Raw genomic sequence first — 24,984 nt, 5'->3', positions numbered from 1 at the left:
TTTCAGGCGGCGCGCCTGTCCTGCTCCATGCGATCGGCATGATCGCGCGCTTCCAGCACCAGGGTCGCAGCGGCGGTGTTGGAGATCGGGATGTGATAGTTGCGCGTGATCTCGGCGACATGCTCGCCGAGCGCGCCGCGCGCGGCGATCCAGTTGAGAATCTCGATGCCCTGGCTGCCCGCCAGCTCGATGATGTCCAGCGCCGAGTGATGGGTCAGCCGCTCGGGATCGGGCCCGATCGCGTCGAGGCAGAAGCGATCATAATCGGGATTGAGGAAGCCCGCCCGCTCGCCATCGAGCTGGTGCGAAAGGCCGCCCGTGCCGAGCACGACGATGCGCTCGTCACCGCCCCAACTCGCCAGCGCCCGGCCGACGGCGCGGCCGAGCGCCAGACAGCGTTGCGGGCTGGGTAACGGATGCTGCACGGTGTTGATCGCGATCGGCACGATCTTGACCGCGCGATTGTCGGCGCCGGGCCAGCACAGGTTGAACGGCACCACCAGCGCGTGATCGACCAGCATCTCCTGGCAGACCGTCATATCGAAATCGTCGGCGACGAGCGCTTCGATCAAATGCCAGGACAGGGCCTGCGCGCCCTCGAACGGCGCTGCCACCGGTAGGCCCCATCCCTCGTCGGCATTGCGGTAGGTGGCCGCAGCACCGATCGCGAAGGTCGGCATCTTGTCGAGGAAGAAATTGAGGCCGTGGTCGTTGTAAAACACCACCGCCACGTCTGGCCGCTGCGCCGCCAGCCAGCGCTGCACGGGGCGATAGCCCGCGAAGAAGGGCTTCCAATAGGGATCGTCCTGCAGGCCCTTGGCGATAGCATTGCCGATCGCGGGCACATGGCTGGTGAAAATGCCACCGATGACGTCAGACATGAGCGGTTTCCTTGGCTTCGAGCAAACGTTGTTTGAACTGTTCGACGGTCGATCGCGTCTGCTGCGCGCCGAGATCCTGGACGTTGAGTCCGAAAATCCCCGCCAGCTTGGCGAGATAGTAGATGTTCCCGCCGGCTGCGATCATCGCCAGGACATCGCGCTGCTCGACCGCGCGCTGCTGCTCGGCATCGAGCCCGTAACGGCGGCAATAGGTGGCCTCGTCGGCCTTGAACGCCGCGCGATTGGCCGGATCGTTGAACGAATAGCACATTGCGTTGAGCGCATAGCCACGCATTGCTTCCGCTCCCCCGAAAACGGGCGTGCCCGGGATGACGCGGCGCCCGTTTCGCGCGCCGATTTCTGATCTCTTTTCCATCATAGCTCCCATCCTCATTTGGAGGAGCATGGCATCGCCGCGGCGATCGGCCTTGATGCGGGTCAAAATCGGATTTGGCCCGCGCGTCGCACAAGCGCGAAAAAAAGGCCGCTGCGGCAAAGCGCAGCGGCCACGGCTGGCAGTCACGAGACGACCCAGCGTCCGTCCGGCTCGGTGCGCTCGCCAGGGTATCAACGAGGGCGGAGCGGAACGGTGAAGCCTTGTTGCGCGCAACCGCCGCCGCGTGCTTTGATCGGAGTCAAATAATACGGGAATCTACGCACAGCCCCAGCGCCACGCCATCGATAATCTTCGGGCATGATGACCAACGAGACCTGCGCGGACTGCTCGGTCCGGTTCCAATCGCTCTGCGGCGCGTTGGACGAGGCCGAGCTCCTCGAACTCCACCGTATCGGTCGCCGCCGCCATCTCGAGCCTGGCGAGGGCATCGCATGGGCAGGGGACGAAAGCCGGATTTGCGGTAACGTCCTGAGCGGCGTGCTCAAACTATCGGCGGCGACCGCCGATGGCCGCGAGCAGATCGTCGGCTTGCTCTATCCGTCCGATTTCATCGGCCGTCCTTATGCCGATGCCACCAACTTCTCGATCTCGGCATTGACGGATGCCGAAATCTGTCTGTTCCCGCGCGGCCCGTTCGAACAGGTGCTGGGACGCAACGAAGCGATGGAACGCGCGCTGTTGCGACGCACCTTGCTGGCGCTCGATGAAGCGCGTTCCCGCATGGTGATGCTGTCTCGCCAATCGGCCGAGGAAAAGATCGCGGCCTTCCTGCTGGACATGGCCGCACGGGCGGAATCTGGCGCGTGCAAGGCGTTGCCGGGCGGACCGATCACCTTCGATCTCCCGCTCGGGCGCGGCCAGATCGCCGACGTATTGGGCCTCACGATCGAAACCGTGAGCCGCCAGATGACCAAATTCAAGGCCGCCGGCATTATCGCCCTGCCGAGCGTGCGTGGCATCACGATCCGCGATCGCGCGGCCCTGCGCGCCCGGGCGGAGCCGGGCTGAGCACCCTAAATCGGCCGGCTGCTTTCGGTCAGCCGCTCAACCAGCAGCGCCCGTGCATCTGCGGTCAGCCTATTGCTGCCCAGCGCGAGCAATGCGAGTTGCTCCATCGCGATCGCGCTGCGGCAGCCGCGAAAGAAACTCCGTATCATATAACCGAGCGCGTCGGCGGAAACCGCGGCGCCCTCGCCTTCCAGCGCGGTCAGAATGTCCTCGACATCGACGATGCGCGCGGTTCGGGCAAGATGAAAACCATCGAGCAGGCTGCGCGCCAACGGCCGTGCGCGCTCGCGTGCGAACAGGGAGTCGAGTGCCCGATCGTCGCGCACGCGCGACGGTTGGGTCAGCCCCTGCACTTGCGCACGCAACAGGAAAAGTTCGTCTTCGTCCGGCACCAGCGGGAGTTCGTCTGCCATCGCCTCCAGTCGTGCGCAAAGACGCAGCCAGGCACTATGGTCGGCGACAAGCCGTACCAGATCGACCTCATCGATCATGTGCCAGCAATGCGGCGGCCAGATCACGCGTTTCGCTGGTCCACCAATCCGTGACGTAGCCATAAGGGGGGAGTTCCTCACGTTTTGGTATCGCCGCATGGATGGCGCGAGCGAAGCGGGCATTGATCGACATCAAAATGCCCGCTGCGCGATCACGCGATCAGAAGCGCATGCCGATGCCGACGCCGGCGACAATCGGATCGAGATGGACCCGCTCCCGATTGACCAGCGTACCGGTGGTGAGCTTCGCCGTCGTGTCGATGTCGATATATTTGATGTCGAAATTGAGGAAGACCCGCTTCGAGATATCGACGTCAACGCCACCCTGCAGCGCATAGCCGACGCTATCCTTGAGCCCCACGTCGGTCGCCCCGATCGCGTTGACCAGCGCGGAACTGGCCTTCTCATTATAGAAGATCGTGTAGTTGATCCCCGCCCCGACATAAGGGCGAACATGCGCTTCCGGCAGCAGATGATATTGCAGCGTCAGCGTCGGCGGCAGGACCCAGGTGTTGGCCAGCCTGCCCACGCCCTCGAGCGTGCCGCGGCCGGACACATGATGCTTCGTCGTCGCCAGGATCAATTCGGCGCCGATATGCTTGGTTGCCATATAGGTAAAATCGAGTTCGGGCATGACGCTGTTGTTGACGGCCGTATTAGCGCCCGGGAAGCTTGGCGTGACCGGCCCGGTCCGTTCGGTCGGCGCGACCATGATCGCGCGGAGCCGGACGAGGACATCGCCCTTTTCTGCACGGGCCGGCGCGGTGGTGAGCGCCGCCAAACCGGCGGCGGCGAGAAGATATTTGCGCAACGTCTGTCTCCCTTTTGATGGATGACGTTGCGCTAGAAATGAATTGCCTGCCCGACTTTGACCGGCATCAAGTGTCGGCGTATAGTATAATCACCTATATGGTTTCATTCTGCCGGATGGCGGCAGTTGCTTTGTGATGCTGCTCCATCAGCAGTTCGCTGCAAACATGGCGCGCCCGATCGCGAACCGCGAACAGATTTTCGTTGACGAACCGTTCGGCCATGCCTGAGACGATGCGCGAGAAATGGACATGCTGCTCGCCCCGCATGGCGAAGGCATGCACCAGATAGCGATCGAACAGGGACCGCAATGACAGCAATTCGCCCTGCTCGTTAAGCCAGGCATCGGAAGCCCCCGACGAGGTGAAGCTGATCAGCCTCTTGCCAGCGAGAAACCCCTCGGCACTGCGTGTTTGAACCGTCTTGGGATTGATGCCCGACCCGAACACGCGCTCGACATAGCCCTTGAGCATAGCGGGCGGGGTACCGTACCAGATGGGATAGACCAGCACGAAAACGTCGCAATCGCGGATCGCCTCGATTTCCGCCGCGACATCGGGCGAAAGCACGAAATCGTCCTGCGTCGGCCGTTCCGAAGCCTTCAGCGTCGGATCGAAACCGAGCGCATAGAGATCGCGCACGATCGCATCCTGCCCGCATTCGCGCACCGTATCGACATAGGTTTGGGCTACCGTGTGGTTGAAGCTTCCAGGGGCGGGGTGGCACAGGATCACCGCATGACGGGCGATCGGCGGCTTGGTCTTGACCTCGGTCATGGCAACACTCCCTCGTGAACGACACCGGCAAGCGCTTGTCGGAGCGGATGCGGATTGATGTCGATCCTGTGTCGCAGCCAGCATGCCATGCCTGATGACACAGGACTATGGGGCGATCGGATCCGCGAATATTGGGAAGTCTACTTATAGAGCCGTGGGCGACGGCGCTTCAAGATGCCGCGATGATCAAGCGTATAACGATAATCGACGGACATCCCGACGAGGATCCTGCCCGACTGATCCATGGTCTGGTCGATGCCTATATCGACGGTGCCCAAGCGGGCGGACACGAGGTGCGCCGCATCAATGTCGCGGAACTCGAATTCCCGCTCATAAGCTCGACGCACGACTGGCACGGCAGCTATGTGCCGAGCGATATCAAACATGCGCAGGAAGCGATCGGCTGGGCGTCGCATCTGGTCATCTTCTACCCGCTTTGGCTCGGTGACATGCCGGCCTTGCTCAAGGGCTTTCTCGAGCAGGTCATGCGGCCCGGCTTCGCGATCGACGAAGCCGCGGAAGCGCAGCGGGCTGGACTGTTGCGCGGACGATCGGCCCGGATCGTCGTGACGATGGGCATGCCCGCCTTGGTTTATCGGCTCTATTTCGGGGCTCATAGCTTGCAGAGCCTGGAGCAGAATATCCTGAAGTTCGTCGGCATCGCGCCGGTCGCGCACAATCTCTACGGTACGGTGGAGGGCGAACCGCTGCGCCGCGCCGAATGGATCGAAGAGATGGAGATGCTCGGGGGTGAAGGGCGTTAGCGTGGGATGATATCAGGGCGAACCTCCCGATCATTCCCGGAGACAACGGCGGGACCGAGAGCCCCGCCGTTGCTCGACATCAAAACTGATAGCCCATCCCGGCTGCCCCGCCGACCCGTCCTTGCGTGTCGTAGGTCCCGCTCAACTTGACCACGGTGTGGCCGTCGTTCATCGCCTTGGAGAAGCCCGCCGCGAAGGCGGACTGGCCCTGATAGGTGCCGCCGGCCAGCGCGATCATCCCCTTGCCTGCCTCGTAGGCCTGCGGGAGCGCCGCGGCGGCCAGCGCGCCGGCGGTTCCGGCATTGCTGTCCCGCCGTACCTTGCGCAGATCGTAGGTGATGGATTGGAGACGCATGTCGGTATAGTTCTGCGCCTGCGTGACCGCGCTGTTGATGCCGGTGTTGAGTTGCGCGACGTTGACGGCATCGGTCGATGACGTTCCCGCGGCGACATTGTGGACCGCGACCGGCGCGCTTGCCGCCGCTCCCCCGCCTCCACTGCCGAGCGTGACACTGGTCTTCCCGGCATTGTCATACTGGACCGAATTCTGGCCCAGCGCCAAGGCCGTGTTGGCCGTAGTCTGTGCGGTCGTTACGGCCTGGTTGGTGGACGCGAGTTGGCCGCCATTGACGGCTTCGGTCGAGCCCGGCGCCACGGTTCCGTCCGCAACATTGCGCACCGTCACCGGGACTGCCGTATTGCCGCCCGATAGCGTCACCGTGTTGGTGCGATTTCCGGCAGCATCGGCATCGTAGGAGACGGCATTCACTGCGGTGAAAGCCAGCCCATAGATCTGGCCGCCATTCACGGCGTCGGTGGAACCGGCCGCAATGGCGCCGTTACCGACATTGTGCAGCGCTACCGGCGCGGTCGTGGCCCCGACCAGGGTGAGATCGTTCGTGCGGGTGCCGCCGTTCGGCGTCGTGGGCGTCGCCGCATCGGAATATTGGACGGGCCCGGTGCCACCGTTGGCGACATTGTTGGTCAGGTTGGTGATCGCCGTCGTGTTGTTGGCGACATTCTGGTTCGTAGCGTAGAGTTGCGATCCGTTGATCGCGTCGGTCGACGTAGCTGTAACGGCGCCGGCCTTGAGGTTGGTGACCGTCGTTCCGCCCGCGCCCGCAAGCGTGACGCTGCCCTTGCCGGCATCATCATACTGGACCGAATTGGCACCTAGCGCCGTCACCTGATCGGCCACGCCGGTAAGCTGCGCCACGTTGACCGCATCGGTGGGCGCAGAGCCCGCCGCCACGTTGGTGATCTGGCGCTCCGCACCCGCCGAGCCTACGGACAGCTCGCCAGCAGAGTTCTGGGGAGCGGCAAGACCGACCGCGGTATAGCCTGCATTCGCGCCGCGGGTGGCCGCGGCTCCGGTGCCCAAAGCCACGCTGTTCCCGGCCGACGCCACTGCCTCCGGCCCGATCGCCATGCTGTCGTTAGCCGAGACGGTCGAGTCCCCGCGCGTCGACTGCACATGGAAATAGCGGATCCCGCCGCCGCCATTCACCGCGCCGTTCACGGCGTCGAACGCCGCTTGTACGCTGTTGTAGGTCGTGCCGCCATAGGTGAGACCGGGGAGGACGCCGTTGGTCGCCGGATCATAGGCGCTGCTGCCGCCGAGCGCCCCAGCGACGCTGTTGCCCAGTGCGACGATCTGGCCGCCATTGACCGCGTCGGTCGAGCCGGCGGCGAGGACGCCGGCCCGCACATTGTGCAGCCCGACCGGTGCCGCCGTCGCGCCGACCAGGGTGAGATCGTTGGTCGGCGTCCCCCCATTGGGAACGGTCGGTGTGCCGGGGTTGGAATATTGCACCGTCCCCAGACCGCCATTGGCGATGTTGGTGGTCAGATTGGTGATGGCGTTGGTGTTGTTTGTAACGCCCGTGTTGGTTGCGAACAATTGGGCGCCATTCACCGCGTCGGTCGAGCCGGCATTCACCGCGCCCGGCGCGACATTCGTCACGGTGGTGCCCCCCGCTCCGGCCAGGGTCACGCGATCCTTCGCCGGTCCGTCGTACAGAACCGCCGTGTCGGCCACGCTGCCGACCTGAGCGGCCACCCCGGCCAGCTGCGATACGTTGACGGCGTCGGTCGGCGCCGATCCTGCGGCGACGTTGGTGATTTGGCGTTCGCCGCCTGCCGTCCCGACCGACACTTCGCCGGCGGAGTTTTGCGGCGCTCCGAGGCCGAGCGCGGCATAGCCGGCGAGCGGCCCGCGCGCGGCAACGCTGCCCGATCCCAGCGCCACGCTGTTGGCGACGCCGACCTGCGCGCCGGTGCCGAGCGCAAGCCCCGCCGCCGCATTGGGGCCGACTGCGGCACCGGTACCGAGCGCTATCGCATTGGCCGATGTCGCATCGGTGGTGGCCGAATTGCCGAACGCGATCGAATTGGCCTCGCCCGCCGTGGAATTCAGGCCGTTGGTCCCCAGTCCGATGATCCGGTTGCCGCCGATCGATATGCCCCCTTGCGTGTTGAGGCTGTAGGAATCCGCCTGCAGGTCGCAGCGATCGGCCGGGCCGACAACGGTGCCGTTGCGGTTCAGCACCTGCAATGTGATCGGGGCACCGGCCGCCGCATTGTTGAGCAAGGTGGTCGTATCGATATTCAGGTTCGGGATGACGGGGAGACCACCCACGACGCCGAGGAGCGGATTGACGGTATCCTGTATCGGCGAAACGATGCCATTGACGACCGGAGTGATGATGTTGGTCACCGCGGAGCGCGGAAGACTGACGCCGGAGCACGCGCTCACCAGATTGGGCGTCACCGCTTGTGCTTGCGCCTGGGCGGAGAGACCGGCGGCACCCAGCAAAGCAGCGACGAGCGAGATCTTTCGACGATGAGAAGAGACTTTCAGATTGCGAATCTTTATCAATTTACAGCGATAATCCGAGCCGCAATTTGTTACGTACGACTTCATTTTTTACACTCCTAGACTGAATGAGCTTTGTCTCTTTGCCCCCCGCTCTATTCAGCACGCTTCCCACCACGGCCCATTCTGTCTGGGCGCCGTTTCCTAATTAATAGTTAAACCAAAAAATTGGATGGTTTCCGATTGATCTATATCAATTCACAATTGCATTATCGTTACATGCAATAAATGATCTTTTATAAATAAATCCATTTTGGTTATTGTTATTTATATTTGATTATTCGATCAATCTAGCATTCTGAAAATTGGCAAGACCTAGCTAAACAGTGATTAGCCAGGGATATGAAGCCAATATTGTGGCCGGACTGATCACGCCGGCTCATGCATGCTAGCAATAGCATGATCTGGAATCGTCTAGAATCAAGGCGATGATCATCGAATGTTTCTGCCCGCTAGATACCTTCACCACCCGGCGGCAGCAGCGCGACTTGCGATTGCCGCCTCCGCGCCACGGCGCAGCCTGCCAACCGGCATGCCGGTGCCTGCGGGGCAGCTCCGAGCGATCCTGACCGGGCTCGGCGAGAACCGGGTCAGCTTCGTGTCGTACGAGGATGTTGCCGCAGCCGCCGCAGGCATCCTGTTGGGCGACGGGCATGAGGGTGCGATCCACACCACCACCAGCGACGAGCGGCTCACCGGCGCAGAGCGTGCGCACTGATCGCCGAGATCAGCGATCGCGCCATGTCTTTCGTCACGCTGCCGGAGGACCATCTGCGCGGCGGCCTCGCACAGGCCGGGCTCCCGACACGGTCGGTCAATGCCGTCATCGCCATCCAGAAGAGGTTCCTTGCCGGCGCCTTCGTGCCCGCCGCGGCTTCGGAGCATATGAATTGGCTACGGTGAACGGCATCGTGCGCCCCCTCACAGCAGGGTGACAATCAATTTGGACGCGACCCGTCTGAGGATCAGGCAGCGAGCGCGAGCGGCGCCGCCGGCATTTCCATTCGGCTCCAGATTTCGACGAGGGCCTCGACGAGTTCGCGCATCATGGCCTCGCTGTGGGCGGGGCCGGGGGTGAAGCGCAGGCGCTCGGTGCCGCGCGGCACGGTCGGATAATTGATCGGTTGGACGTAGACGCCATATTCGGCGAGCAGGATGTCGCTCGCGCGCTTGGCCTTGACCGGATCGCCCACCATCAAGGGCACGATATGCGTGGTCGACGGCATCACCGGCAGGCCGGCTTCTTCCATCAGCGCCTTGAGCGTGGCTGCCGCCGCCTGCTGGCCGTCGCGCTCCTCGCTCGACGCCTTGAGGTGGCGCACGCTCGCCAGCGCGCCGGCGACCAGCACCGGCGACAGGCTGGTGGTGAAGATGAAGCCGGGTGCATAGCTGCGGATCACGTCGATGATCATCTTGTCGGCGGCGATATAGCCGCCCATCACGCCGAACGCCTTGCCGAGCGTGCCCTCGATCACGGTGATGCGCGAGGCCGCGTCGTCGCGATCCGAGATGCCGCCGCCGCGCGGGCCGTACATGCCGACGGCGTGGACCTCGTCGAGATAGGTCAGCGCCTGATATTTGTCGGCCAGGTCGCAGATGGCGTGGATCGGCGCGACGTCGCCGTCCATCGAATAAACGCTCTCGAACGCGATCAGCTTGGGCGTTTCGGGATCGACCTCGGCCAGCAGCTCCTCGAGATGCTCGAGATCGTTGTGGCGGAAGACGCGCTTCTCGCAGCCCGAATTGCGGATGCCCGCAATCATCGAGGCATGGTTCAATTCATCGGAGAAGATCACGCAGCCGGGCAGCACCTTGGCGAGCGTCGACAGCGTCGCTTCGTTCGAGACATAGCCCGAGGTGAAGAGCAACGCGCCTTCCTTGCCGTGGAGATCGGCCAGTTCATATTCCAGATCGACATGGTAATGCGTGTTGCCGCCGATATTGCGCGTGCCGCCCGATCCCGCGCCGACATCGTGCAGCGCCTCCTCCATCGCCGCGATCACATCGGGATGCTGGCCCATCGCCAGATAGTCGTTCGAGCACCACACCGTGATCGGCTTCGGGCCATTATGCCCCGCAAAACAGCGCGCATTGGGAAACATCCCCTTGTTGCGCAGGATGTCGATGAAAACCCGGTAGCGACCCTCAGCATGAAGCCGATCAATCGCCTGAGTGAAAAGTTGTGGGTACAAAGCATGCCTCCGCTACGGCGCGGATGTGGAACGCCGGTAGCCATCGCGAAATACGTATAAATCCCGACATTGCGGTACCTGAATTACGGGAATTCCCTAATCTCGTCGCCCGACCCGGCCGCTTATGCCCGCGATCGATCCATCGCGGGTAGCCGGTCTCCGGTTTGACCCGTGTCAATGAGCATCCGCCCCCCAGCGCGAACAGCGCGACGGCGCGGAACGGGAGGCGGGACTATCATGGCGGGTTTGATGATGAAGGCGGGGGGCTGGTTGGTCATCGCCCTGCTGGCGCTGGTCGGCTATGTGACGGCGGCCGATGCAGGCTTTGCCGTGCATATGGCGATAGTGGGAATGACGGCTTTATTTCTGGCCTTTCGCACGGTGCAGACCGGTGACTATGCACCGCATGATATCATCAGGCCCGAGCCGAGCGATCGTTATTATGACGATGTCATCCGCTGGGGCGTCATCGCTACTGTATTCTGGGGCGTGGTCGGCTTCCTCGTCGGCGTAGTAATCGCATCCCAGCTGGTCTTCCCCGCACTCGACCTTGGCGAATATGTCAATTTCGGCAGGATCAGGCCGCTCCACACCTCGGCGGTGATCTTCGCCTTCGGCGGCAACGCGCTGATCGCGACCAGCTTCTACATCGTCCAGCGGACCTGCCGCGCACGCCTCGCTTTCCCCGCCCTCGCCCGGTTCGTCTTCTGGGGTTACCAGATGTTCATCGTGCTGGCGGCGACCGGCTATATGCTGGGTATCACCGAGGCCCGCGAATATGCCGAACCCGAATGGTACGTCGATCTCTGGCTGACGGTTGTCTGGATCGCCTATATCGCCGTGTTCGTCGGCACGATCGTCAAGCGCAGCGAACCGCATATCTACGTGGCCAACTGGTTCTACCTCGCCTTCATGCTGACGATCGCAATGCTGCACGTCGTCAACAACCTGTCGATGCCGGTCAGCCTCGTTGGCTCCAAATCCTATTCGGCCTTCGCAGGCGTCCAGGATGCCCTGACCCAATGGTGGTACGGGCATAATGCGGTCGGCTTCTTCCTGACCGCCGGCTTCCTCGGCATGATGTATTACTTCGTGCCGAAGCAGGCAGAGCGACCCGTCTATAGCTATCGCCTATCGATCATCCACTTCTGGTCCCTGATCTTCCTTTATATCTGGGCCGGCCCGCACCATCTGCACTATACGGCACTGCCCGACTGGGCCCAGACCCTGGGCGAAGTCTTCTCGATCATGCTGTGGATGCCGAGCTGGGGCGGCATGATCAACGGTCTGATGACGCTCAACGGCGCATGGGACAAGATCCGCACCGATCCGGTCATCCGCCTGATGGTATTCGCGCTCGCCTTCTACGGCATGGCGACCTTCGAAGGGCCGATGCTGTCGGTCAAATCGGTCAACTCGCTCAGCCACTATACCGAGTGGACGATCGGCCATGTCCATTCGGGTGCACTCGGCTGGAACGGCATGATCACCTTCGCCGCGATCTATTACATGACGCCGCGCCTGTGGGGCCGCACGCGGCTCTATTCGCTGCGAATGGTCAACTGGCACTTCTGGCTCGCGACCTTGGGGATCGTCTTCTACGCATCCTCCATGTGGGTGGCCGGCATCACCCAAGGCCTGATGTGGCGCGAATATGGGCACGACGGCTATCTCGTCTACTCGTTCGCCGAGGTCGTGGCGGCAATGAAGCCCTATTATCTGATCCGCGTCTTCGGCGGCCTGCTCTACTTCGCCGGCTCGCTGATCATGGTCTGGAACGTGGCGATGACCATCGCCGGGAAGCTTCGCGACGAGGCTCCGATGACCACCGCCACCTTCGACCCCACCAAGGACCGGCCGATCGCGCTGCCGGCCGCGGCCGAATAAGGAACCCCAAGCCATGGCATCCAAACCAGGCCGCCGCTTCGATCATCGAAAGATCGAGCGCAACGTCACCATCCTCGCCGTGCTCGCCTTCGGAGCGGTCGCGATCGGAGGGATCGTCGAGATCGCGCCGCTCTTCTGGATCGACTCCACCGTCAAGCGTGTCGAGGGGGTGCGCCCCTACACCCCGCTCGAACAAGCCGGACGCGACATCTACGTCCGGGAGGGCTGTTACAATTGCCACAGCCAGATGATCCGGCCGTTCCGCGACGAGGTCGAACGCTATGGCCATTACAGCCTGGCAGCCGAGAGCATGTACGACCACCCCTTCCAATGGGGATCGAAACGCACCGGTCCCGATCTGGCGCGCGTCGGCGGGCGCTATTCGGACGAATGGCAGGTCCAGCACCTCAAGGATCCGCGCTCGGTCGTGCCCGAATTGATCATGCCGTCCTACGCCTTCCTCGCCGAGCACGAGCTCGACACGTCGAACGCCGACGGACACCTCAAGGCGCTGCGACGCGTCGGCGTTCCCTATAGCGACGAAGACCTCAAGCAGGCCGAGGCCGACCTCAAGGGTCAGGCCGATCCCGACGCCGATCATGCCGATCTGATCAAGCGCTATCCGAAGGCGCAGGCGCGCGACTTCGACGGCGATCCCAAGCGACTGACCGAGATGGATGCGCTCGTCGCCTATCTCCAGTCGCTCGGCACGATGGTCGACTTCAAGTCGGCTGCGCCCATGGAGCAGCCGCGATGAGCTGGGAATATGAGGCGCTCCGCCAGATCGCGGACAGCTGGGGGCTGGTGCTGACCGGCCTGATCTTCGCCGTGCTGGTCGGCTGGACTTTCCGCCGCGGCGCACATCGCGACCACCACCAGGCCGCGCACATGATCTTCGAGGACGACCGTGATGGCCGAGAATAAGCGCATCGACGAAGCGACCGGCACCGAGACGGTCGGGCACGAATGGGACGGGATCGAGGAACTCGACACTCCGATGCCGCGCTGGTGGCTGCTCACTCTCTACGGCACGATCATCTTCGCGATCGTCTACACGATCCTCTTCCCTGCATGGCCGATGCTGAACCGCGCGAGCGCGGGCGTGCTTGGTTGGTCGAGCCAGAAGCAGCTTGCTCAAGAAATGCAGGCCGATGCCGCGCGCAAGGCGCCAATCCGGTTGGCGATCGCCCGCACGCCGGTCGAGAAACTGGCGGACGATCCGACCTTGCTCCACGCCGCCGAGGAAGGCGGGCGCGCAGCATTCCGCGTCAACTGCATCCAATGCCATGGCACTGGCGCCGCGGGCAGCAAGGGCTATCCCAACCTCAACGACGATGATTGGCTGTGGGGCGGCGATATCAGGACGATCCACCAGACGATCCTCCACGGCATCCGCCAGCCGGGCGATCCCGCCACGCGCATGTCGCAGATGCCCGCCTTCGGCCGCGACGGCATCCTCAAGCCGGCGGAAATCCAGGACGTGGTATCCTTCGTTCGGGTGATCTCGCACCAGGAAGGCCAGAGCGCGTCGGCGCGGCGCGGCGCCGCCCTGTTCGCCAACAATTGCGCAGCCTGCCACGGGCCAGAGGGCAAGGGCGGGCGCCAGTTCGGCGCGCCCAACCTGACCGACGCCATCTGGCTCTATGGCGGTGATCGCGACACGATCACCCAGACGGTCACCAACGCGCGTTACGGCGTAATGCCTGCCTGGAGCGGGCGGCTCGACCCGATCACGATCGAGATGCTGGCCGCCTATATCCATTCGCTCGGCGGCGGCGAAGCGACGCCGGCCGCGCCGGTGATCGCGGCGATCGGGGCGAGCAATGCTCGCCCCTGATCTCAAGGCCAACAGCAGCCGCTTCTTCGAGAAACGCCGCAAGGTATTCCCCAAGGCGGTGGACGGCAAGTTCCGCCGCCTGAAATGGGCGATCATGGCGGTCACGCTGGCCATCTATTACGCGACGCCGTGGCTACGCTGGCACCGCGGGCCTTACGCCCCCGACCAGGCGGTGCTGGTCGATCTCGCGCATCGCCGTTTCTATATGTTCGCGATCGAAATCTGGCCGCACGAATTCTATTTCGTCGCCGGTTTGTTGATCATGGCCGGTATCGGGCTGTTCCTCGTCACCTCGGCGGTGGGACGTGCCTGGTGCGGCTACGCTTGCCCACAGACCGTGTGGACCGACCTGTTCGTCCATGTCGAACGCGCGATCGAGGGCGATCGCAACGCACAGTTCCGGCTGGAGCGCGCGGGCTGGGGGCCGGCCAAAATTGCCAAGCGCGTGGCCAAGCATACGGTCTGGCTCCTGATCGCATTCCTCACCGGGGGTGCCTGGATCTACTATTTCGCCGATGCGCCGACGCTCGCGCGTGCGGTCTTCACCGGCCAGGCCCCATTTGTGGCCTATGCGACGATAGCCCTGCTCACCGCCACCACCTATGTACTGGGCGGACTGATGCGCGAGCAGGTGTGCATCTACATGTGCCCGTGGCCGCGCATCCAGGGCGCGATGCTCGACGAGAAGACTCTGGTCGTCACCTACAAGGATTGGCGCGGCGAACCGCGCAGCCACGGCACAAAGCGGGTGGCGGACGTGCCCACGGGCGACTGCATCGACTGCGACGGCTGCGTCGCGGTCTGCCCGACCGGCATCGACATTCGTGACGGCGCGCAGATCGGCTGCATCACCTGCGGCCTGTGCATCGATGCCTGCGATCAGGTGATGACGCGGATCGGTCGCCCACGCGGGCTGATCGACTATACGACCGAGGCCGACATGACGCTCGCGCGCGCCGGCCAGCCGACCCAGCCGCCGCTCCGGCGGCTCTTCCATATCCGGACCATTGCGTATTTCGCGGTGTGGGTCGGAATCGGCATGGGACTATTGTTCGCGCTCGGCACGCGCGCCCGGATCGTCGTCAGCGTCCTGCAGGACCGCAACCCGATCTATGTGCGCCTTTCGGACGGGGCCATCCGCAACGACTACCTCGTCAAGGTGCGCAACATGGAAGACCGCCCCCGTACAGTGGAGATCGCGATCGACGGCGTGCCCGGTGCGGTCATGTGGACCGAGCAGGGCGACCGCAAGGCGGCGGTACGCAAGATGCCGCTCGATCTCGCCCCCGACCAGGTCGCCCAGGCCCATCTCTTCGTCGCGACCGCGGCGTCTGGGCCGCAGCGTGCAGACCTCACATTCGCAGTGCGCGCATTGGACCCTGAGGGCGGCGGTGCCCGGGTCCGAACCGTCTTCGAGCGGCCGGAGTGATCCCATGACCCGAACTTTCACCGGCTGGCACATGCTGGGCATCATGCTCGCAATGTTCGGCACCATCATCGCCGTGAACCTGATAATGGCCACCTACGCGATCCGGACATTTGGCGGCACCGTCGTCGACAACAGCTATGTCGCGAGCCAGGACTTCAACCATTGGCTGGCCGAAGCCCGCGCGCAGAAAGCGCTCGGCTGGACGATCGCCGTGACGGAAGACGGGACGCACCGTCCGGTGGTCGCGATCCGCGCGCGCGCCGGATCGCTCGAAGGCGCCACCGTCCACGCGGTCGCGATCCACCCGCTCGGTCGCGCGCCGATGCGCGACATCGTTTTCACCCCCATGGGTGGCGACCGCCACATCGCGACTTGGCCGCTGCCGGCAGGCCGCTGGCTGCTGCGGATCACCGTCCGCCAGGGCGGCCACACGGCCTCGTTCGACGACGAACTCAAGGCATGAACGCCTTCACCCCACCGGCCGCGGCGCAGCCTGGCGCGACGAGCCTTTTCACCGTGCCGGGCATGCACTGCGCCGCCTGCATCGCGCGGATCGAGAACGGCTTGCGGGCCACCCCCGGCATCCTCGACGCGCGGGTTAATTTCACCGCCAAGCGCGTGCGGATCGAGCATCTGCCCGAACTCGATCCCGCTGCCGTGCGCGCGGCGATCGAGCGGATCGGCTTCGCCGCCGAGCCGTTCGCGGGCGAGGCCGACGGCGCTGCCAAGCGGGAGACCCGCACGCTCGCGACCGCGCTTGCGGTCGCGGGCTTCGCCGCGATGAACATCATGCTGCTGTCGGTGTCGGTCTGGTCGGGAGCGGAGGGCGCGACGCGGCAACTCTTCCATTGGCTGTCGGCGCTGATCGCGCTGCCGACCGTGGCCTATGCAGGCCGGCCCTTCTTCCGCAGCGCCTGGAATGCGCTCCGCTACGGGCGAACCAACATGGACGTGCCGATCTCGATCGGCGTGATCCTGGCCACGGGCATGAGCCTGTTCGAAACGATCACCCATGGGCGCCACGCTTATTTCGATGGCGCGGTCATGCTGCTTTTCTTCCTGCTCGCGGGCCGCCTGCTCGATTGCGTGATGCGCGCGCGCGCCGAGGATGGAGTCGCGGCGCTGATGCGGCGTACGCCGGCGGGCGCGCTGGTGATCGGTGCCGACGGCACCAGCGCCTGGCGCGCGACCGAGGAGCTCGCGCCCGGCATGCGCATCCTGATCGCGGCGGGCGAGCGGGTCGCGGCCGACGGCGTGGTCGAGGCGGGCACGAGCAGCCTCGATCGATCACTCATCACCGGCGAAAGCGCGCCGCAGGCCGCAGGCGCCGGCGATAAAGTGCTGGCCGGCACGATCAACCTGGAAGCCCCGCTTACCGTGCGGATCCGCGCGGTTGGGGACGGAACCGTGATCGCCGATATCGCCCGCGCGATGGAAGCGGCGGCACAGGGCAAATCGCGCTATGTGCGGGTCGCCGATCGTGCCGCACGGCTCTATGCGCCCGCCGTCCATACGCTCGCGGCAGCGAGTTTCGCCGGGTGGTTGATCGCGGGCGCGGGCTGGCACCAGGCCCTACTGATCGCGGTCGCGGTGCTGATCATCACATGCCCCTGCGCGCTCGGATTGGCCGTGCCCGTGGCGCAGGTGGTCGCGGTGGGCGCACTGATGCGGCGCAATGTGCTGGTCAAGGACGGCTCCGCGCTCGAACGGCTGGCTGGGGCAGACATCGCCTTGTTCGACAAGACCGGCACGCTCACCCTCGGACGCCCGGCGCCGGTCGGTGCGCTGAAGTTGACCGAGAGCAGCAAACCGCTCGCGCTCGCGCTCGCCCGCGCCAGCCGCCACCCCCTGTCGCGCGCCCTGGCCTCGACGCTGGAAAGCGAAGGCGTGCGTGCTGCCGAGATAGAGGCGATTGCCGAGCATCCCGGGTTGGGCGTCGAAGCGACGATTGCGGGCCGGCGCTGGCGGCTGGGCCGGCCCGACTGGCTCGGCTGCACCGAAGCGGCGCCGGACGGAACGCTCGCGACCGCGTTCGGTCCGGTCGACGGCACCGCGATATTGCTGCCCTTCGCCGACGCGTTGCGCCCGGATGCCGATCTTGCGCTCCGCCGGATCGAACGCCAAGCGCTGGCGCCGATGATGCTGTCAGGCGACACACCGGCGGCGGTGCGCGCGGTCACCCATGCATTGCGCATCGCCGGCAAGGCCGGGCTCACGCCGAAGGACAAGCTCGCTTATATCGATCATCTCCAGTGGCAGGGCCATCGCGTGCTGATGGTGGGCGACGGTCTTAACGACGGGCCCGCGCTCAAGGCCGCCTACGTCTCGATCGCGCCATCCTCGGCCACCGACGTCGGCCGCACCGCCGCCGATCTCCTGTTCCTGGGCGAGGCGCTGATGCCCGTACCGATCGCGATCGCCGCCGCGCGGCGCACGATGCGCGTGGTCCGTCAGAATTTCGCCCTCGCCATCGGCTACAATATCCTCGCCGTCCCGCTTGCGATGGCCGGCAAGGTGACGCCGCTGATCGCCGCGCTCGCCATGTCGGGCTCGTCGCTGATCGTCGTCGCCAACGCGCTGCGCCTCCGGAATGCGGCGCGATGACCGGTCTCGCTTTCCTCATCCCGATCGCGCTCGGGCTCGGCCTGTTCGGCCTGCTCGCCTTCTTCTGGGCGATGCGCTCTGGCCAGTTCGAGGATCTCGACGGCGCCGCGATGCGCATCCTGATCGACGAGGCAGACCCCGAACCACAGGAACCGCCCCGCTCATGAGCTGGACCTATCATCCCGATCTGCTCGCCAGGCCGATACCGCGCTATACCAGCTATCCGACGGCCGCCGAGTTCCACGACCGGATCGGATCGGACGACATGGCCGAGGCGCTCGACCGCGTCGCGGCGGACGAGACCGTCTCGCTCTACGTCCACATCCCCTATTGCCGCGAAATCTGCTGGTATTGCGGCTGCAACACCGGTGCCGCCAACCGCACCAGGCGGCTCGACTCCTATCTCGAGCGGCTGGAGGACGAGATCGCCCTGGTTGCGGCGCGGCTTGACGGCCGGGGGCGCATAGGCCGCATCGCCTTCGGCGGCGGAAGCCCCAATGCGATCGCGCCGGCGCAATTCGATCGGCTCGTGGCGACGATCCGGCGCGCCTTCCAGGCCGATGGCGCGATCCTGTCGATCGAGATCGATCCGCGCGGCTTCGCCGAGGATTGGGCTGCGGCGCTCGCGCGCAATCGCGTCTCGCGCGCAAGCCTGGGCGTCCAGACCTTCGCGCCGGCCATCCAGGCGGCGATCGGCCGCGTTCAGCCGATGGAGGATGTCGTCCATACGGTCGCGCAGCTCCGCAGCGCCGGGGTCGGCTCGATCAATTTCGATCTGATGTACGGGTTACCCGGGCAAAGCCGCGACGATCTCGCGGACACGATCGAACGGACGATCGCGCTCGACATCGATCGCATCGCCCTGTTCGGCTATGCGCATGTCCCGCACCTGATCCCGCGCCAGCGCCGGATCGACGCGACCGTGCTGCCCGATGCGGCGGCGCGTTTCGCCCAGGCCGAGCTTGGCCACGCGATGCTGACGCGGGCGGGCTATGCGCCGGTTGGCTTCGATCATTTTGCCAAGCCCGGCGATGCGCTGGTGATCGCGGCACGGACCGGCACGCTGCGCCGGAATTTCCAGGGCTTCACCGAAGATCCCGCCCGGACGCTGATCGGGCTCGGCGCGACCGCGATCAGCGAATTTCCCGATCGCCTTCTCCAGAACGAGAAGAATACGGGCCGCTATCACATGTTGATCGGCGAAGGCCGGTTCGCCGCGACGCGTGGCGTGCATCGCAGCCGGCTCGACCGGATCCATGGCGGCGCGATCGAAGCACTGCTGACGCGGGGCCGCACGACGCTCCCGCCCGAAATCGACGCGGCCGCAATCGCCGAACGGCTGCGCCCGTTTCGCGACCGCGGTCTCGTCACCTGGATCGGGCGGACGCTGGCGATCGCACCGGCCGCGCTGCCTTATGCGCGCAGCATCGCGGCCGCGTTCGATCGCTATCGCGCGCCTGACGATCGGCGCTTCAGCAATGCTGTCTAGCACAGCCGGACTGCTGGCCGCCGCCGCGCTGGCGCTGACGGGGGTGCCGGCTGCCCCCGGCGGCCGGACCATCCTCGTCCCGCTCTGCCATGGGGGCGCGATCCCGCTGAACCTGCCTGATGATGGCCGGGGCGGACCGGGCAAGCAATGTCCAGCCGGCTGTCATGCCGCCTGCATGGGGCGCCGCCGTGACGGTGCCGCCGAATAGCCCGCGGCAGCGAGAAATTTGATCGCGATCAAACCGGTCAGAATCATCGATTGGTAGCATCATCCTACAAACGGCTGACGAAGGTCACCGGATATAGTCAACAAGGGGGCAGATGCGGGCATGCCGGCGATCGACGATCTTCTTTATTCGCTGACGGAATGGCTGCGCACGACGCCGCTGCCGGAATTTTCGCTCTGGATCGCTGACCAGCCGCTCAGCAAGGCGATGGGAAACCGCTTCCTGACCATCCCGCTACTCCAGACGACCCATATCATCGCCATCGCCACGGCGTTCAGCGCCGTGCTCATGACCAACCTGCGCATCCTCGGCTGGTCGGGCGCCGGCCAGACGATGGCCCAGACCAACCACCGCTATCGACCGTGGATCGTGGGCGCCTTGCTGACGCTGATCGCGACGGGCCTGGGGTTGATCGTGGCCGAGCCGGTGCGCGAGCTGATCAATCCGATCTTCTGGATCAAGATGGTCATGATCGCCGGGCTGATCCTCGTCAGCCTGGCCTTCGGCGCCATCGTCCACCGCCAGATCAACCAGACCGATCCCGGCGCGATCGGCTCCACGACCGCGCGGGTGGGGGCCATCGCCCTCCTCCTACTGTGGTGCCTGGTCATCATCGCCGGCCGCTGGATCGCCTACGCCCCAACCTGAGAGGATAATCATGGGCCTCAAAGCCTTCTCGCATGCGCTCGAAACATCGGCGGTCGGCGATTATATCGCCAGTTCCGCCGCAGCCTTCCCCCTGCTCGAATCGATCCACGTGATCGCGATCGTCACCGTGTTCGGCACGGTCGCGATGATGGATTTGCGGCTGCTCGGCCTCGCATCCACCAACCGCACGGTGACTGCGGTGTCGCATGACACGCTCCGGCTCACATGGGGCGCTTTCGCCGTGGCGCTGGCGACGGGGTCGCTCCTCTTCGTGAGCCGCGCCGCCAGCTACACGGTCAATCCCTACTTCCTGTGGAAAATGGTGCTGCTGCTGTTGGCCGGGCTGAACATGGCGCTGTTCCACGCTTTCACCTGGCGCGGGGTCGAGCGCTGGAATGCAGGCTCGTCGATCCCGCTTGCCGCCAAGGTTGCCGGCGGTCTGTCGCTGCTCTTCTGGGTGGCGGTGGTGTTTTGCGGGCGGGTGATCGGCTTCACGCTGGGCGTCTACGTTTGATCGATGTCGGCTTTTGACCGCCATCAAGGCGCGCGGCCGCGATCCTGCCATCCCGGTTTCCAATAACTCGTCAGGAGAGATTTCATGAACAAGCACAAGCTCGCCCTGGCGCTGGGCGCCCTCGTCGTCGCCGGCATGGCCATGCCGGCCCAGGCGCACCATTCCTTCGCCGCCGAGTTCGATTCCAACAAGCCGATCACGCTGGAAGGCAAGGTCGTGAAGTTCGAATGGGTCAATCCGCATTCCTGGATCCATATCGACATCGTCAACCCGCAGACGAAGAAGCACGAAATCTGGCGGGTTGAAGGTGGCGCGCCTTCCGCACTCTTGCGGCGCGGCTGGAACCGCAATTCGCTGCCGGCGGGCACGCTGATCAAGGTCCAAGGCTACGCGTCGCGCGACGGCGACACCCGTGCCAGCGCGGCCGAGATCAGCTTCCCCAACGGGCAGGTCCTGTCGCTGGGCAATCCCAATGCCGAAGCCGCGATCGCCGCTGCCAAGCGCGCGAGTGGCAACCAATAACGCCGTAAAAGAGAGGAAGCAGTCATGGCTCACTTTCCCGCCACGCCCAGCTTCAGCGGAACCCTCCGCCCCTCCCGGATCGAGTGCGACATCCTCGATCTGGAGGTGGAAGGCGACGTACCGAAGCAGCTCGATGGAACCTTCCACCGCGTCCACCCCGATCCGCAATTCGCGCCAAAATACGAGGACGACCAGTTCTTCAACGGCGACGGCATGGTCAGCCTGTTCCGCTTCCGTGGCGGCAAGGTCGATTTCCGGCAGCGTTATGCGCGCACCGACAAATGGAAGCTCGAACGTGCGGCGGGGCACGCGCTGTTCGGAGCGTATCGCAACCCGCTGACCGACGATGACTCGGTCAAGGGGCAGATCCGCGGCACCGCCAACACCAACGTCATGGTCCATGCCGGCAAGCTGTATGCGATGAAGGAGGACAGCCCCTGCCTGCTGATGGATCCGCTCACGCTCGAGACCGAAGGGTATACCGACTTCGGCGGCAAGCTCAAAAGCCAGACCTTCTGCGCGCATCCCAAGATCGATCCGGTAACGGGCAATCTGTGCGCCTTCGCCTACGGTACCAAAGGGCTGATGACGAAGGACATGGCCTATATCGAGATCGGGCTGGACGGCGCGCTGGTGCGCGAGATCGCCTTCGAAAATCCCTATTACTGCATGATGCACGATTTCGGGGTGACCGGCGATTATGCAGTCTTCACCGTCATGCCGCAAATCAGCAACTGGGAACGGCTGGAAAAGCGCCTGCCCTTCTTCGGGTTCGATACCAGCCTGCCCTGTTACATGGGCGTGCTGCGCCGCGACGGCGATGCCAGCGATCTGCGCTGGTTCAAGACCGACAATTGTTTCGTGGGCCACGTCATGAACGCGTTCAACGACGGTACGCGGGTCCATATCGATCTGCCGATCTCGGCCAACAACAGCTTCCCCTTCTTCCCGGATGTCGATGGCAAGCCGTTCGATCCGGTGGCCTCGCGCGGCTATCTGACGCGCTGGACGGTCGATATGTCGTCGAACAGCGATGCTTTCACCTCGATCGAGCGACTGTGCGAGAGCCCCGACGAGTTTCCGCGCATCGACGAACGCTATGCTACGCAGGCCTATCGCCACGGCTGGATGCTGATTCTCGACCCTGACAGGCCGTATGAAGGGCCGGGCGGAGCTTTCTACGCGCTCACCAACACGTTGGGGCATATCGATCTGGCGACGCGCCGCGAGACGCGCTGGTGGGCCGGCCCGCAATGCGCCATCCAGGAGCCCTGCTTCATCCCGCGCGGGCCGGACGCGCCCGAGGGGGACGGCTACGTCATCGCTCTGGTCGACAATCATGTGACCAACTATTCGGATCTGGCGGTCTTCGACGCCCAGCGCGTCGACGAAGGGCCGATCAGTCGGATCAGGCTGCCGATGCGGATGCGGCAGGGGCTGCACGGCAATTGGGCGAACGCGGCGCGGCTGGCGGCATAGGCGACGCCCCGGTCTGCGGCTTCTATTACGTCCGGCACAGCCCAGACCGCGAGGTCGCCTCTATGCCGATCGCACACTTATCCCAACGGGCACTCCGACAGATGCGACGCGCCGGCGACATGCCGAGCGATATCGAGCAAATCCGAAGGTACCGCTGAGGATGAACTGCTTTCGGAAATTTACGGATATCGGCAGGAATCCTCAGCTTCCATGTCAAGCCGATGCATTTGACCCGCTTCACCGAATATGCGCTGCGGGCACTCATCTGCCTGGCCGAGCGGCCTGACCGAATTTGTTCCATTTCAGAGATTGCAACCGCCATCGGCGCCCCGCACGATCATCTATCCAAGGTTGTCCATCGCCTCGGAAAAACCGGTTATGTAACCGGTCTGCGGGGCCGATCGGGCGGGATCGTACTCGCGCGACCACCGGATCAGATCAAACTTGGCGCGATCGTGAAGGACATGGAGCCCTGTACGGCGTTCCGACAGGCATCACCTGCCGCTATCGACACATCACCACTGCAGGAGGCACTAGCGCAGTCCCTCGACATGTTTTTCGCTGCTCTTGACCGTTACAGTCTGAAGGATCTGGCAGACCATCAATCTGACTGAACCACGGGATCGTCGCCGATATCGCCGCCCTGAAAGCTAGGATCGAGCGCACCAAGCCGCTGGCCTATGCCTCTCCAGTCAAACCCTCGCTCGCTACAGCCATCTCGGCGCTGGTGCGGCGCACAGGAGATTGAAAGACGTTCAATCCGGCAGCATCGGATGACCGAGAAGGTGGAGAAGTCCACCTCGATGTCGTCACGGACTGACAATCAACGCATTAATGCGGCAGCGTTGGCGCACCCGAAGGGATTCGAACCCCTGGCCTCTGCCTTCGGAGGGCAGCGCTCTATCCAGCTGAGCTACGGGTGCCGGCGCGAAGGAGGGCACTAGCAAAGGCGGGCTGGTACCGCCACCCTCCTTTTCATGTCCTATTTGGAAAGGGTCACCGGCTGGAACTTGCCGAGGCCGCAACTGGCACCGCGCTGGAGACCGCCGCCCTGACGTAGCACGGTGATGATATCGACCGAACAAAGCTGGCTTTGCGATGTCTGATAGGCGAAGCCTTCCTGCATACCGAGTTCGGGGCACGAATAAGGCAAAGTGTTGCGATAGACCTGCCCGCCATTGGTGTAGAAATCGATCGTGCGGTCGTCGCGCACGCGTGTCTCGCGGATCTGGTAGCGCTGCAGGCAATCGACCGGCTTGCCGTTGGGCGTCGCGATCGGGGTTTCCCGCTTCGCGGCACCGGCGGGGAAGGAAGCGGTGGCGGCAAGCAAGGCGGCGGTCAGGATGATGCGGGGGGTCATATCCTCGTTCCTCTCACGGTACCGGCCGGTCGTGCGCCGATTCCGGTGTCTTCAGACTGAACGAATATAGAGGCCGTTCGCGCCATCGCCAACGGCCTGCGGATCAGTCAGCACGCGCGCGACGATCGCGGGAATGGCGGCGGGCGGCACGCCTAATCCACGCAATATATGGCGCGACACCATGATCGAATGCCCCTCGCGCGCCTTGCCCCTGAGCTGGGTGATCATCGCTGCCAGCACCGTGCCCTGCAGCATGTCGCAGCCGAAGCGGGCATCCTCGATGTCGAACTCGCCGGCGGCCATCCCTTCGGCGATCGTCGCGAAGGTGGCGGCAACCGTGTCGGCGCCGAACAATGGGCCATTGGCGCTGATATGCACCATCGCCCATCCCCAGGCCGGATCCTGCACCGCCTTCTCCAGATAATAACGGATGCCCGCGTCGGTCCGCTCGGCCGAACTATTCATCCGCATCAACGAGGCCAGCACCGCTTGGTTGAAATCATGGCTGATCGCCAGCGAAAGCGCCGCCAGCAGATCCTCCAGCCCCGTGAAATAATGGTAGAAGGCCGCGCGCGAGATCGGCGCGGCGGCGCAGATCTCCTCGATCCGGACGCCCAGCCCCTGTTCGCGCCCGACAAGGCGAAAGGTTGCGTCGAGGATACGCTGGCGGGTCTGCTCACCGCGTTTGCCATAATCGTCCGCCCTGCGGCTCACCTCGCCTCCCACGGCCGTGCTGTCACCTCCGGCTTACAGCCTCGGCAGCAGCCGCGACAATCCCATCGAAGCCATATGTTG

The 24,984-nt window shown here is 64.4% G+C and carries 27 protein-coding genes and 1 tRNA gene; 18 read left to right on the top strand and 10 right to left on the bottom strand.

Annotated elements, in window-relative coordinates; genetic code table 11:
* Positions 1–2: 2 nt before the first annotated feature.
* On the bottom strand, positions 3–881 hold the full coding sequence (locus tag AB4Z44_RS02835; RefSeq protein ID WP_404712571.1) for a class III extradiol dioxygenase family protein: 879 nt from the start codon (positions 879–881) through the stop codon (positions 3–5).
* The gene (locus tag AB4Z44_RS02830) at positions 874–1,176 is read right to left on the bottom strand and encodes a protocatechuate 3,4-dioxygenase (RefSeq protein WP_404712570.1); all 303 of its coding nucleotides are present in this window, start codon (positions 1,174–1,176) and stop codon (positions 874–876) included. Before AB4Z44_RS02830 ends, AB4Z44_RS02835 begins: the two co-directional genes overlap by 8 nt.
* A gap of 399 nt (positions 1,177–1,575) precedes the next feature.
* On the opposite strand from AB4Z44_RS02830, the gene AB4Z44_RS02825 reads away from it, so the two are divergent.
* Positions 1,576–2,286, top strand: coding sequence for a Crp/Fnr family transcriptional regulator (locus AB4Z44_RS02825; protein ID WP_404712569.1), 711 nt, complete (start codon positions 1,576–1,578; stop codon positions 2,284–2,286).
* Positions 2,287–2,291: 5 nt separating this feature from the next.
* On the opposite strand, the gene AB4Z44_RS02820 is transcribed toward AB4Z44_RS02825, so the two are convergent.
* The 3 genes from AB4Z44_RS02820 to AB4Z44_RS02810 form a co-directional block, all read right to left on the bottom strand.
* Complete coding sequence (locus AB4Z44_RS02820) at positions 2,292–2,840, bottom strand: hypothetical protein (protein WP_404712568.1); 549 nt, start codon at positions 2,838–2,840, stop codon at positions 2,292–2,294.
* Between the two features lie 97 nt (positions 2,841–2,937).
* A complete protein-coding gene (locus tag AB4Z44_RS02815; RefSeq protein WP_404712567.1) occupies positions 2,938–3,588 on the bottom strand; it encodes an OmpW family protein in 651 nt (216 codons plus the stop codon).
* 94 nt (positions 3,589–3,682) lie between these two features.
* Positions 3,683–4,363, bottom strand: a complete 681-nt coding sequence (locus tag AB4Z44_RS02810) for an NAD(P)H-dependent oxidoreductase (protein WP_404712566.1) — start codon at positions 4,361–4,363, stop codon at positions 3,683–3,685.
* A 182-nt stretch (positions 4,364–4,545) separates the two neighbouring features.
* Between AB4Z44_RS02810 and AB4Z44_RS02805 the strand changes: the two genes are divergently transcribed.
* A complete protein-coding gene (locus AB4Z44_RS02805; RefSeq protein WP_404712565.1) occupies positions 4,546–5,127 on the top strand; it encodes an NAD(P)H-dependent oxidoreductase in 582 nt (193 codons plus the stop codon).
* A gap of 79 nt (positions 5,128–5,206) precedes the next feature.
* On the opposite strand, the gene AB4Z44_RS02800 is transcribed toward AB4Z44_RS02805, so the two are convergent.
* Complete coding sequence (locus tag AB4Z44_RS02800) at positions 5,207–7,897, bottom strand: YadA family autotransporter adhesin (protein ID WP_404712564.1); 2,691 nt, start codon at positions 7,895–7,897, stop codon at positions 5,207–5,209.
* Positions 7,898–8,441: 544 nt separating this feature from the next.
* Here AB4Z44_RS02800 and AB4Z44_RS02795 point away from each other — a divergent pair.
* Together AB4Z44_RS02795 and AB4Z44_RS02790 are read left to right on the top strand one after the other, a co-directional pair.
* A complete protein-coding gene (locus tag AB4Z44_RS02795; protein WP_404712563.1) occupies positions 8,442–8,720 on the top strand; it encodes a hypothetical protein in 279 nt (92 codons plus the stop codon).
* A gap of 23 nt (positions 8,721–8,743) precedes the next feature.
* Entirely contained in the window at positions 8,744–8,905 is a 162-nt protein-coding gene (locus tag AB4Z44_RS02790; protein ID WP_404712562.1) for a hypothetical protein, read from the top strand.
* 62 nt (positions 8,906–8,967) lie between these two features.
* On the opposite strand, the gene hemA is transcribed toward AB4Z44_RS02790, so the two are convergent.
* Complete coding sequence (hemA, locus tag AB4Z44_RS02785) at positions 8,968–10,194, bottom strand: 5-aminolevulinate synthase (protein WP_404712561.1); 1,227 nt, start codon at positions 10,192–10,194, stop codon at positions 8,968–8,970.
* 237 nt (positions 10,195–10,431) lie between these two features.
* Here hemA and ccoN point away from each other — a divergent pair, with 237 nt between their 5' ends.
* The 14 genes from ccoN (at position 10,432) to AB4Z44_RS02715 (ending at position 23,443) form a co-directional block, all read left to right on the top strand.
* The gene (gene ccoN / locus AB4Z44_RS02780) at positions 10,432–12,081 is read left to right on the top strand and encodes a cytochrome-c oxidase, cbb3-type subunit I (RefSeq protein WP_404712560.1); all 1,650 of its coding nucleotides are present in this window, start codon (positions 10,432–10,434) and stop codon (positions 12,079–12,081) included.
* Positions 12,082–12,094: 13 nt separating this feature from the next.
* Positions 12,095–12,838, top strand: a complete 744-nt coding sequence (gene ccoO, locus AB4Z44_RS02775; protein WP_404712559.1) for a cytochrome-c oxidase, cbb3-type subunit II — start codon at positions 12,095–12,097, stop codon at positions 12,836–12,838.
* The gene (locus tag AB4Z44_RS02770) at positions 12,835–13,005 is read left to right on the top strand and encodes a cbb3-type cytochrome c oxidase subunit 3 (protein WP_404712558.1); all 171 of its coding nucleotides are present in this window, start codon (positions 12,835–12,837) and stop codon (positions 13,003–13,005) included. Before ccoO ends, AB4Z44_RS02770 begins: the two co-directional genes overlap by 4 nt.
* On the top strand, positions 12,992–13,918 hold the full coding sequence (gene ccoP, locus AB4Z44_RS02765) for a cytochrome-c oxidase, cbb3-type subunit III (RefSeq protein WP_404712557.1): 927 nt from the start codon (positions 12,992–12,994) through the stop codon (positions 13,916–13,918). Before AB4Z44_RS02770 ends, ccoP begins: the two co-directional genes overlap by 14 nt.
* Positions 13,905–15,347, top strand: a complete 1,443-nt coding sequence (gene ccoG, locus AB4Z44_RS02760) for a cytochrome c oxidase accessory protein CcoG (protein ID WP_404712556.1) — start codon at positions 13,905–13,907, stop codon at positions 15,345–15,347. Before ccoP ends, ccoG begins: the two co-directional genes overlap by 14 nt.
* A 4-nt stretch (positions 15,348–15,351) precedes the next feature.
* Positions 15,352–15,810, top strand: a complete 459-nt coding sequence (locus AB4Z44_RS02755; protein WP_404712555.1) for a FixH family protein — start codon at positions 15,352–15,354, stop codon at positions 15,808–15,810.
* Positions 15,807–17,951, top strand: coding sequence for a heavy metal translocating P-type ATPase (locus AB4Z44_RS02750; RefSeq protein WP_404712554.1), 2,145 nt, complete (start codon positions 15,807–15,809; stop codon positions 17,949–17,951). Before AB4Z44_RS02755 ends, AB4Z44_RS02750 begins: the two co-directional genes overlap by 4 nt.
* Positions 17,948–18,118, top strand: coding sequence for a cbb3-type cytochrome oxidase assembly protein CcoS (ccoS, locus tag AB4Z44_RS02745; protein WP_404712553.1), 171 nt, complete (start codon positions 17,948–17,950; stop codon positions 18,116–18,118). Before AB4Z44_RS02750 ends, ccoS begins: the two co-directional genes overlap by 4 nt.
* Positions 18,115–19,440, top strand: a complete 1,326-nt coding sequence (gene hemN, locus AB4Z44_RS02740) for an oxygen-independent coproporphyrinogen III oxidase (protein ID WP_404712552.1) — start codon at positions 18,115–18,117, stop codon at positions 19,438–19,440. Before ccoS ends, hemN begins: the two co-directional genes overlap by 4 nt.
* Before the next feature lie 328 nt (positions 19,441–19,768).
* Positions 19,769–20,314 carry a DUF6644 family protein gene (locus tag AB4Z44_RS02735; protein WP_404712551.1) on the top strand — a complete coding sequence of 182 codons (546 nt, stop codon included), beginning with the start codon at positions 19,769–19,771 and terminating at the stop codon, positions 20,312–20,314.
* Positions 20,315–20,324: 10 nt separating this feature from the next.
* Positions 20,325–20,828, top strand: coding sequence for a DUF6644 family protein (locus AB4Z44_RS02730; protein ID WP_404712550.1), 504 nt, complete (start codon positions 20,325–20,327; stop codon positions 20,826–20,828).
* 84 nt (positions 20,829–20,912) lie between these two features.
* A complete protein-coding gene (locus tag AB4Z44_RS02725; RefSeq protein ID WP_404712549.1) occupies positions 20,913–21,350 on the top strand; it encodes a DUF6152 family protein in 438 nt (145 codons plus the stop codon).
* Positions 21,351–21,374: 24 nt separating this feature from the next.
* On the top strand, positions 21,375–22,829 hold the full coding sequence (locus AB4Z44_RS02720; RefSeq protein ID WP_404712548.1) for a carotenoid oxygenase family protein: 1,455 nt from the start codon (positions 21,375–21,377) through the stop codon (positions 22,827–22,829).
* Positions 22,830–23,056: 227 nt separating this feature from the next.
* Entirely contained in the window at positions 23,057–23,443 is a 387-nt protein-coding gene (locus tag AB4Z44_RS02715; RefSeq protein ID WP_404712547.1) for an Rrf2 family transcriptional regulator, read from the top strand.
* Between the two features lie 232 nt (positions 23,444–23,675).
* On the opposite strand, the gene AB4Z44_RS02710 is transcribed toward AB4Z44_RS02715, so the two are convergent.
* From AB4Z44_RS02710 to AB4Z44_RS02700, 3 genes are all read right to left on the bottom strand, one after another.
* Positions 23,676–23,752: transfer RNA gene (locus AB4Z44_RS02710), tRNA-Arg, on the bottom strand.
* Between the two features lie 59 nt (positions 23,753–23,811).
* Positions 23,812–24,189, bottom strand: coding sequence for a DUF6491 family protein (locus AB4Z44_RS02705; RefSeq protein ID WP_404712546.1), 378 nt, complete (start codon positions 24,187–24,189; stop codon positions 23,812–23,814).
* 51 nt (positions 24,190–24,240) lie between these two features.
* Entirely contained in the window at positions 24,241–24,903 is a 663-nt protein-coding gene (locus AB4Z44_RS02700; protein WP_404712545.1) for a TetR/AcrR family transcriptional regulator, read from the bottom strand.
* Positions 24,904–24,984: the final 81 nt, after the last annotated feature.

Origin of the sequence: Sphingomonas sp. MMS24-J13 (assembly GCF_044905095.1) — a bacterium.
Taxonomy (GTDB): Bacteria; Pseudomonadota; Alphaproteobacteria; order Sphingomonadales; family Sphingomonadaceae; genus Sphingomonas_I.
This window is presented reverse-complemented; position numbering and strand designations above follow the sequence as displayed.

What these genes read in the sequence shown, in the direction of transcription:
- ccoS (WP_404712553.1), top strand. Translation starts at nt 17,948, where the DNA reads ATGACCGGTCTCGCTTTCCTCATCCCGATCGCGCTCGGGCTCGGCCTG.
- ccoO (WP_404712559.1), top strand. Translation starts at nt 12,095, where the DNA reads ATGGCATCCAAACCAGGCCGCCGCTTCGATCATCGAAAGATCGAGCGC.
- AB4Z44_RS02750 (WP_404712554.1), top strand. Translation starts at nt 15,807, where the DNA reads ATGAACGCCTTCACCCCACCGGCCGCGGCGCAGCCTGGCGCGACGAGC.
- hemN (WP_404712552.1), top strand. Translation starts at nt 18,115, where the DNA reads ATGAGCTGGACCTATCATCCCGATCTGCTCGCCAGGCCGATACCGCGC.
- AB4Z44_RS02825 (WP_404712569.1), top strand. Translation starts at nt 1,576, where the DNA reads ATGATGACCAACGAGACCTGCGCGGACTGCTCGGTCCGGTTCCAATCG.
- AB4Z44_RS02705 (WP_404712546.1), bottom strand. Translation starts at nt 24,189, where the DNA reads ATGACCCCCCGCATCATCCTGACCGCCGCCTTGCTTGCCGCCACCGCT.
- AB4Z44_RS02720 (WP_404712548.1), top strand. Translation starts at nt 21,375, where the DNA reads ATGGCTCACTTTCCCGCCACGCCCAGCTTCAGCGGAACCCTCCGCCCC.
- AB4Z44_RS02735 (WP_404712551.1), top strand. Translation starts at nt 19,769, where the DNA reads ATGCCGGCGATCGACGATCTTCTTTATTCGCTGACGGAATGGCTGCGC.
- AB4Z44_RS02770 (WP_404712558.1), top strand. Translation starts at nt 12,835, where the DNA reads ATGAGCTGGGAATATGAGGCGCTCCGCCAGATCGCGGACAGCTGGGGG.
- AB4Z44_RS02790 (WP_404712562.1), top strand. Translation starts at nt 8,744, where the DNA reads ATGTCTTTCGTCACGCTGCCGGAGGACCATCTGCGCGGCGGCCTCGCA.
- AB4Z44_RS02820 (WP_404712568.1), bottom strand. Translation starts at nt 2,840, where the DNA reads ATGGCTACGTCACGGATTGGTGGACCAGCGAAACGCGTGATCTGGCCG.
- AB4Z44_RS02830 (WP_404712570.1), bottom strand. Translation starts at nt 1,176, where the DNA reads ATGCGTGGCTATGCGCTCAACGCAATGTGCTATTCGTTCAACGATCCG.
- ccoG (WP_404712556.1), top strand. Translation starts at nt 13,905, where the DNA reads ATGCTCGCCCCTGATCTCAAGGCCAACAGCAGCCGCTTCTTCGAGAAA.
- AB4Z44_RS02810 (WP_404712566.1), bottom strand. Translation starts at nt 4,363, where the DNA reads ATGACCGAGGTCAAGACCAAGCCGCCGATCGCCCGTCATGCGGTGATC.
- AB4Z44_RS02795 (WP_404712563.1), top strand. Translation starts at nt 8,442, where the DNA reads ATGTTTCTGCCCGCTAGATACCTTCACCACCCGGCGGCAGCAGCGCGA.
- AB4Z44_RS02730 (WP_404712550.1), top strand. Translation starts at nt 20,325, where the DNA reads ATGGGCCTCAAAGCCTTCTCGCATGCGCTCGAAACATCGGCGGTCGGC.
- AB4Z44_RS02725 (WP_404712549.1), top strand. Translation starts at nt 20,913, where the DNA reads ATGAACAAGCACAAGCTCGCCCTGGCGCTGGGCGCCCTCGTCGTCGCC.
- AB4Z44_RS02835 (WP_404712571.1), bottom strand. Translation starts at nt 881, where the DNA reads ATGTCTGACGTCATCGGTGGCATTTTCACCAGCCATGTGCCCGCGATC.
- AB4Z44_RS02755 (WP_404712555.1), top strand. Translation starts at nt 15,352, where the DNA reads ATGACCCGAACTTTCACCGGCTGGCACATGCTGGGCATCATGCTCGCA.
- AB4Z44_RS02805 (WP_404712565.1), top strand. Translation starts at nt 4,546, where the DNA reads ATGATCAAGCGTATAACGATAATCGACGGACATCCCGACGAGGATCCT.
- ccoP (WP_404712557.1), top strand. Translation starts at nt 12,992, where the DNA reads ATGGCCGAGAATAAGCGCATCGACGAAGCGACCGGCACCGAGACGGTC.
- ccoN (WP_404712560.1), top strand. Translation starts at nt 10,432, where the DNA reads ATGGCGGGTTTGATGATGAAGGCGGGGGGCTGGTTGGTCATCGCCCTG.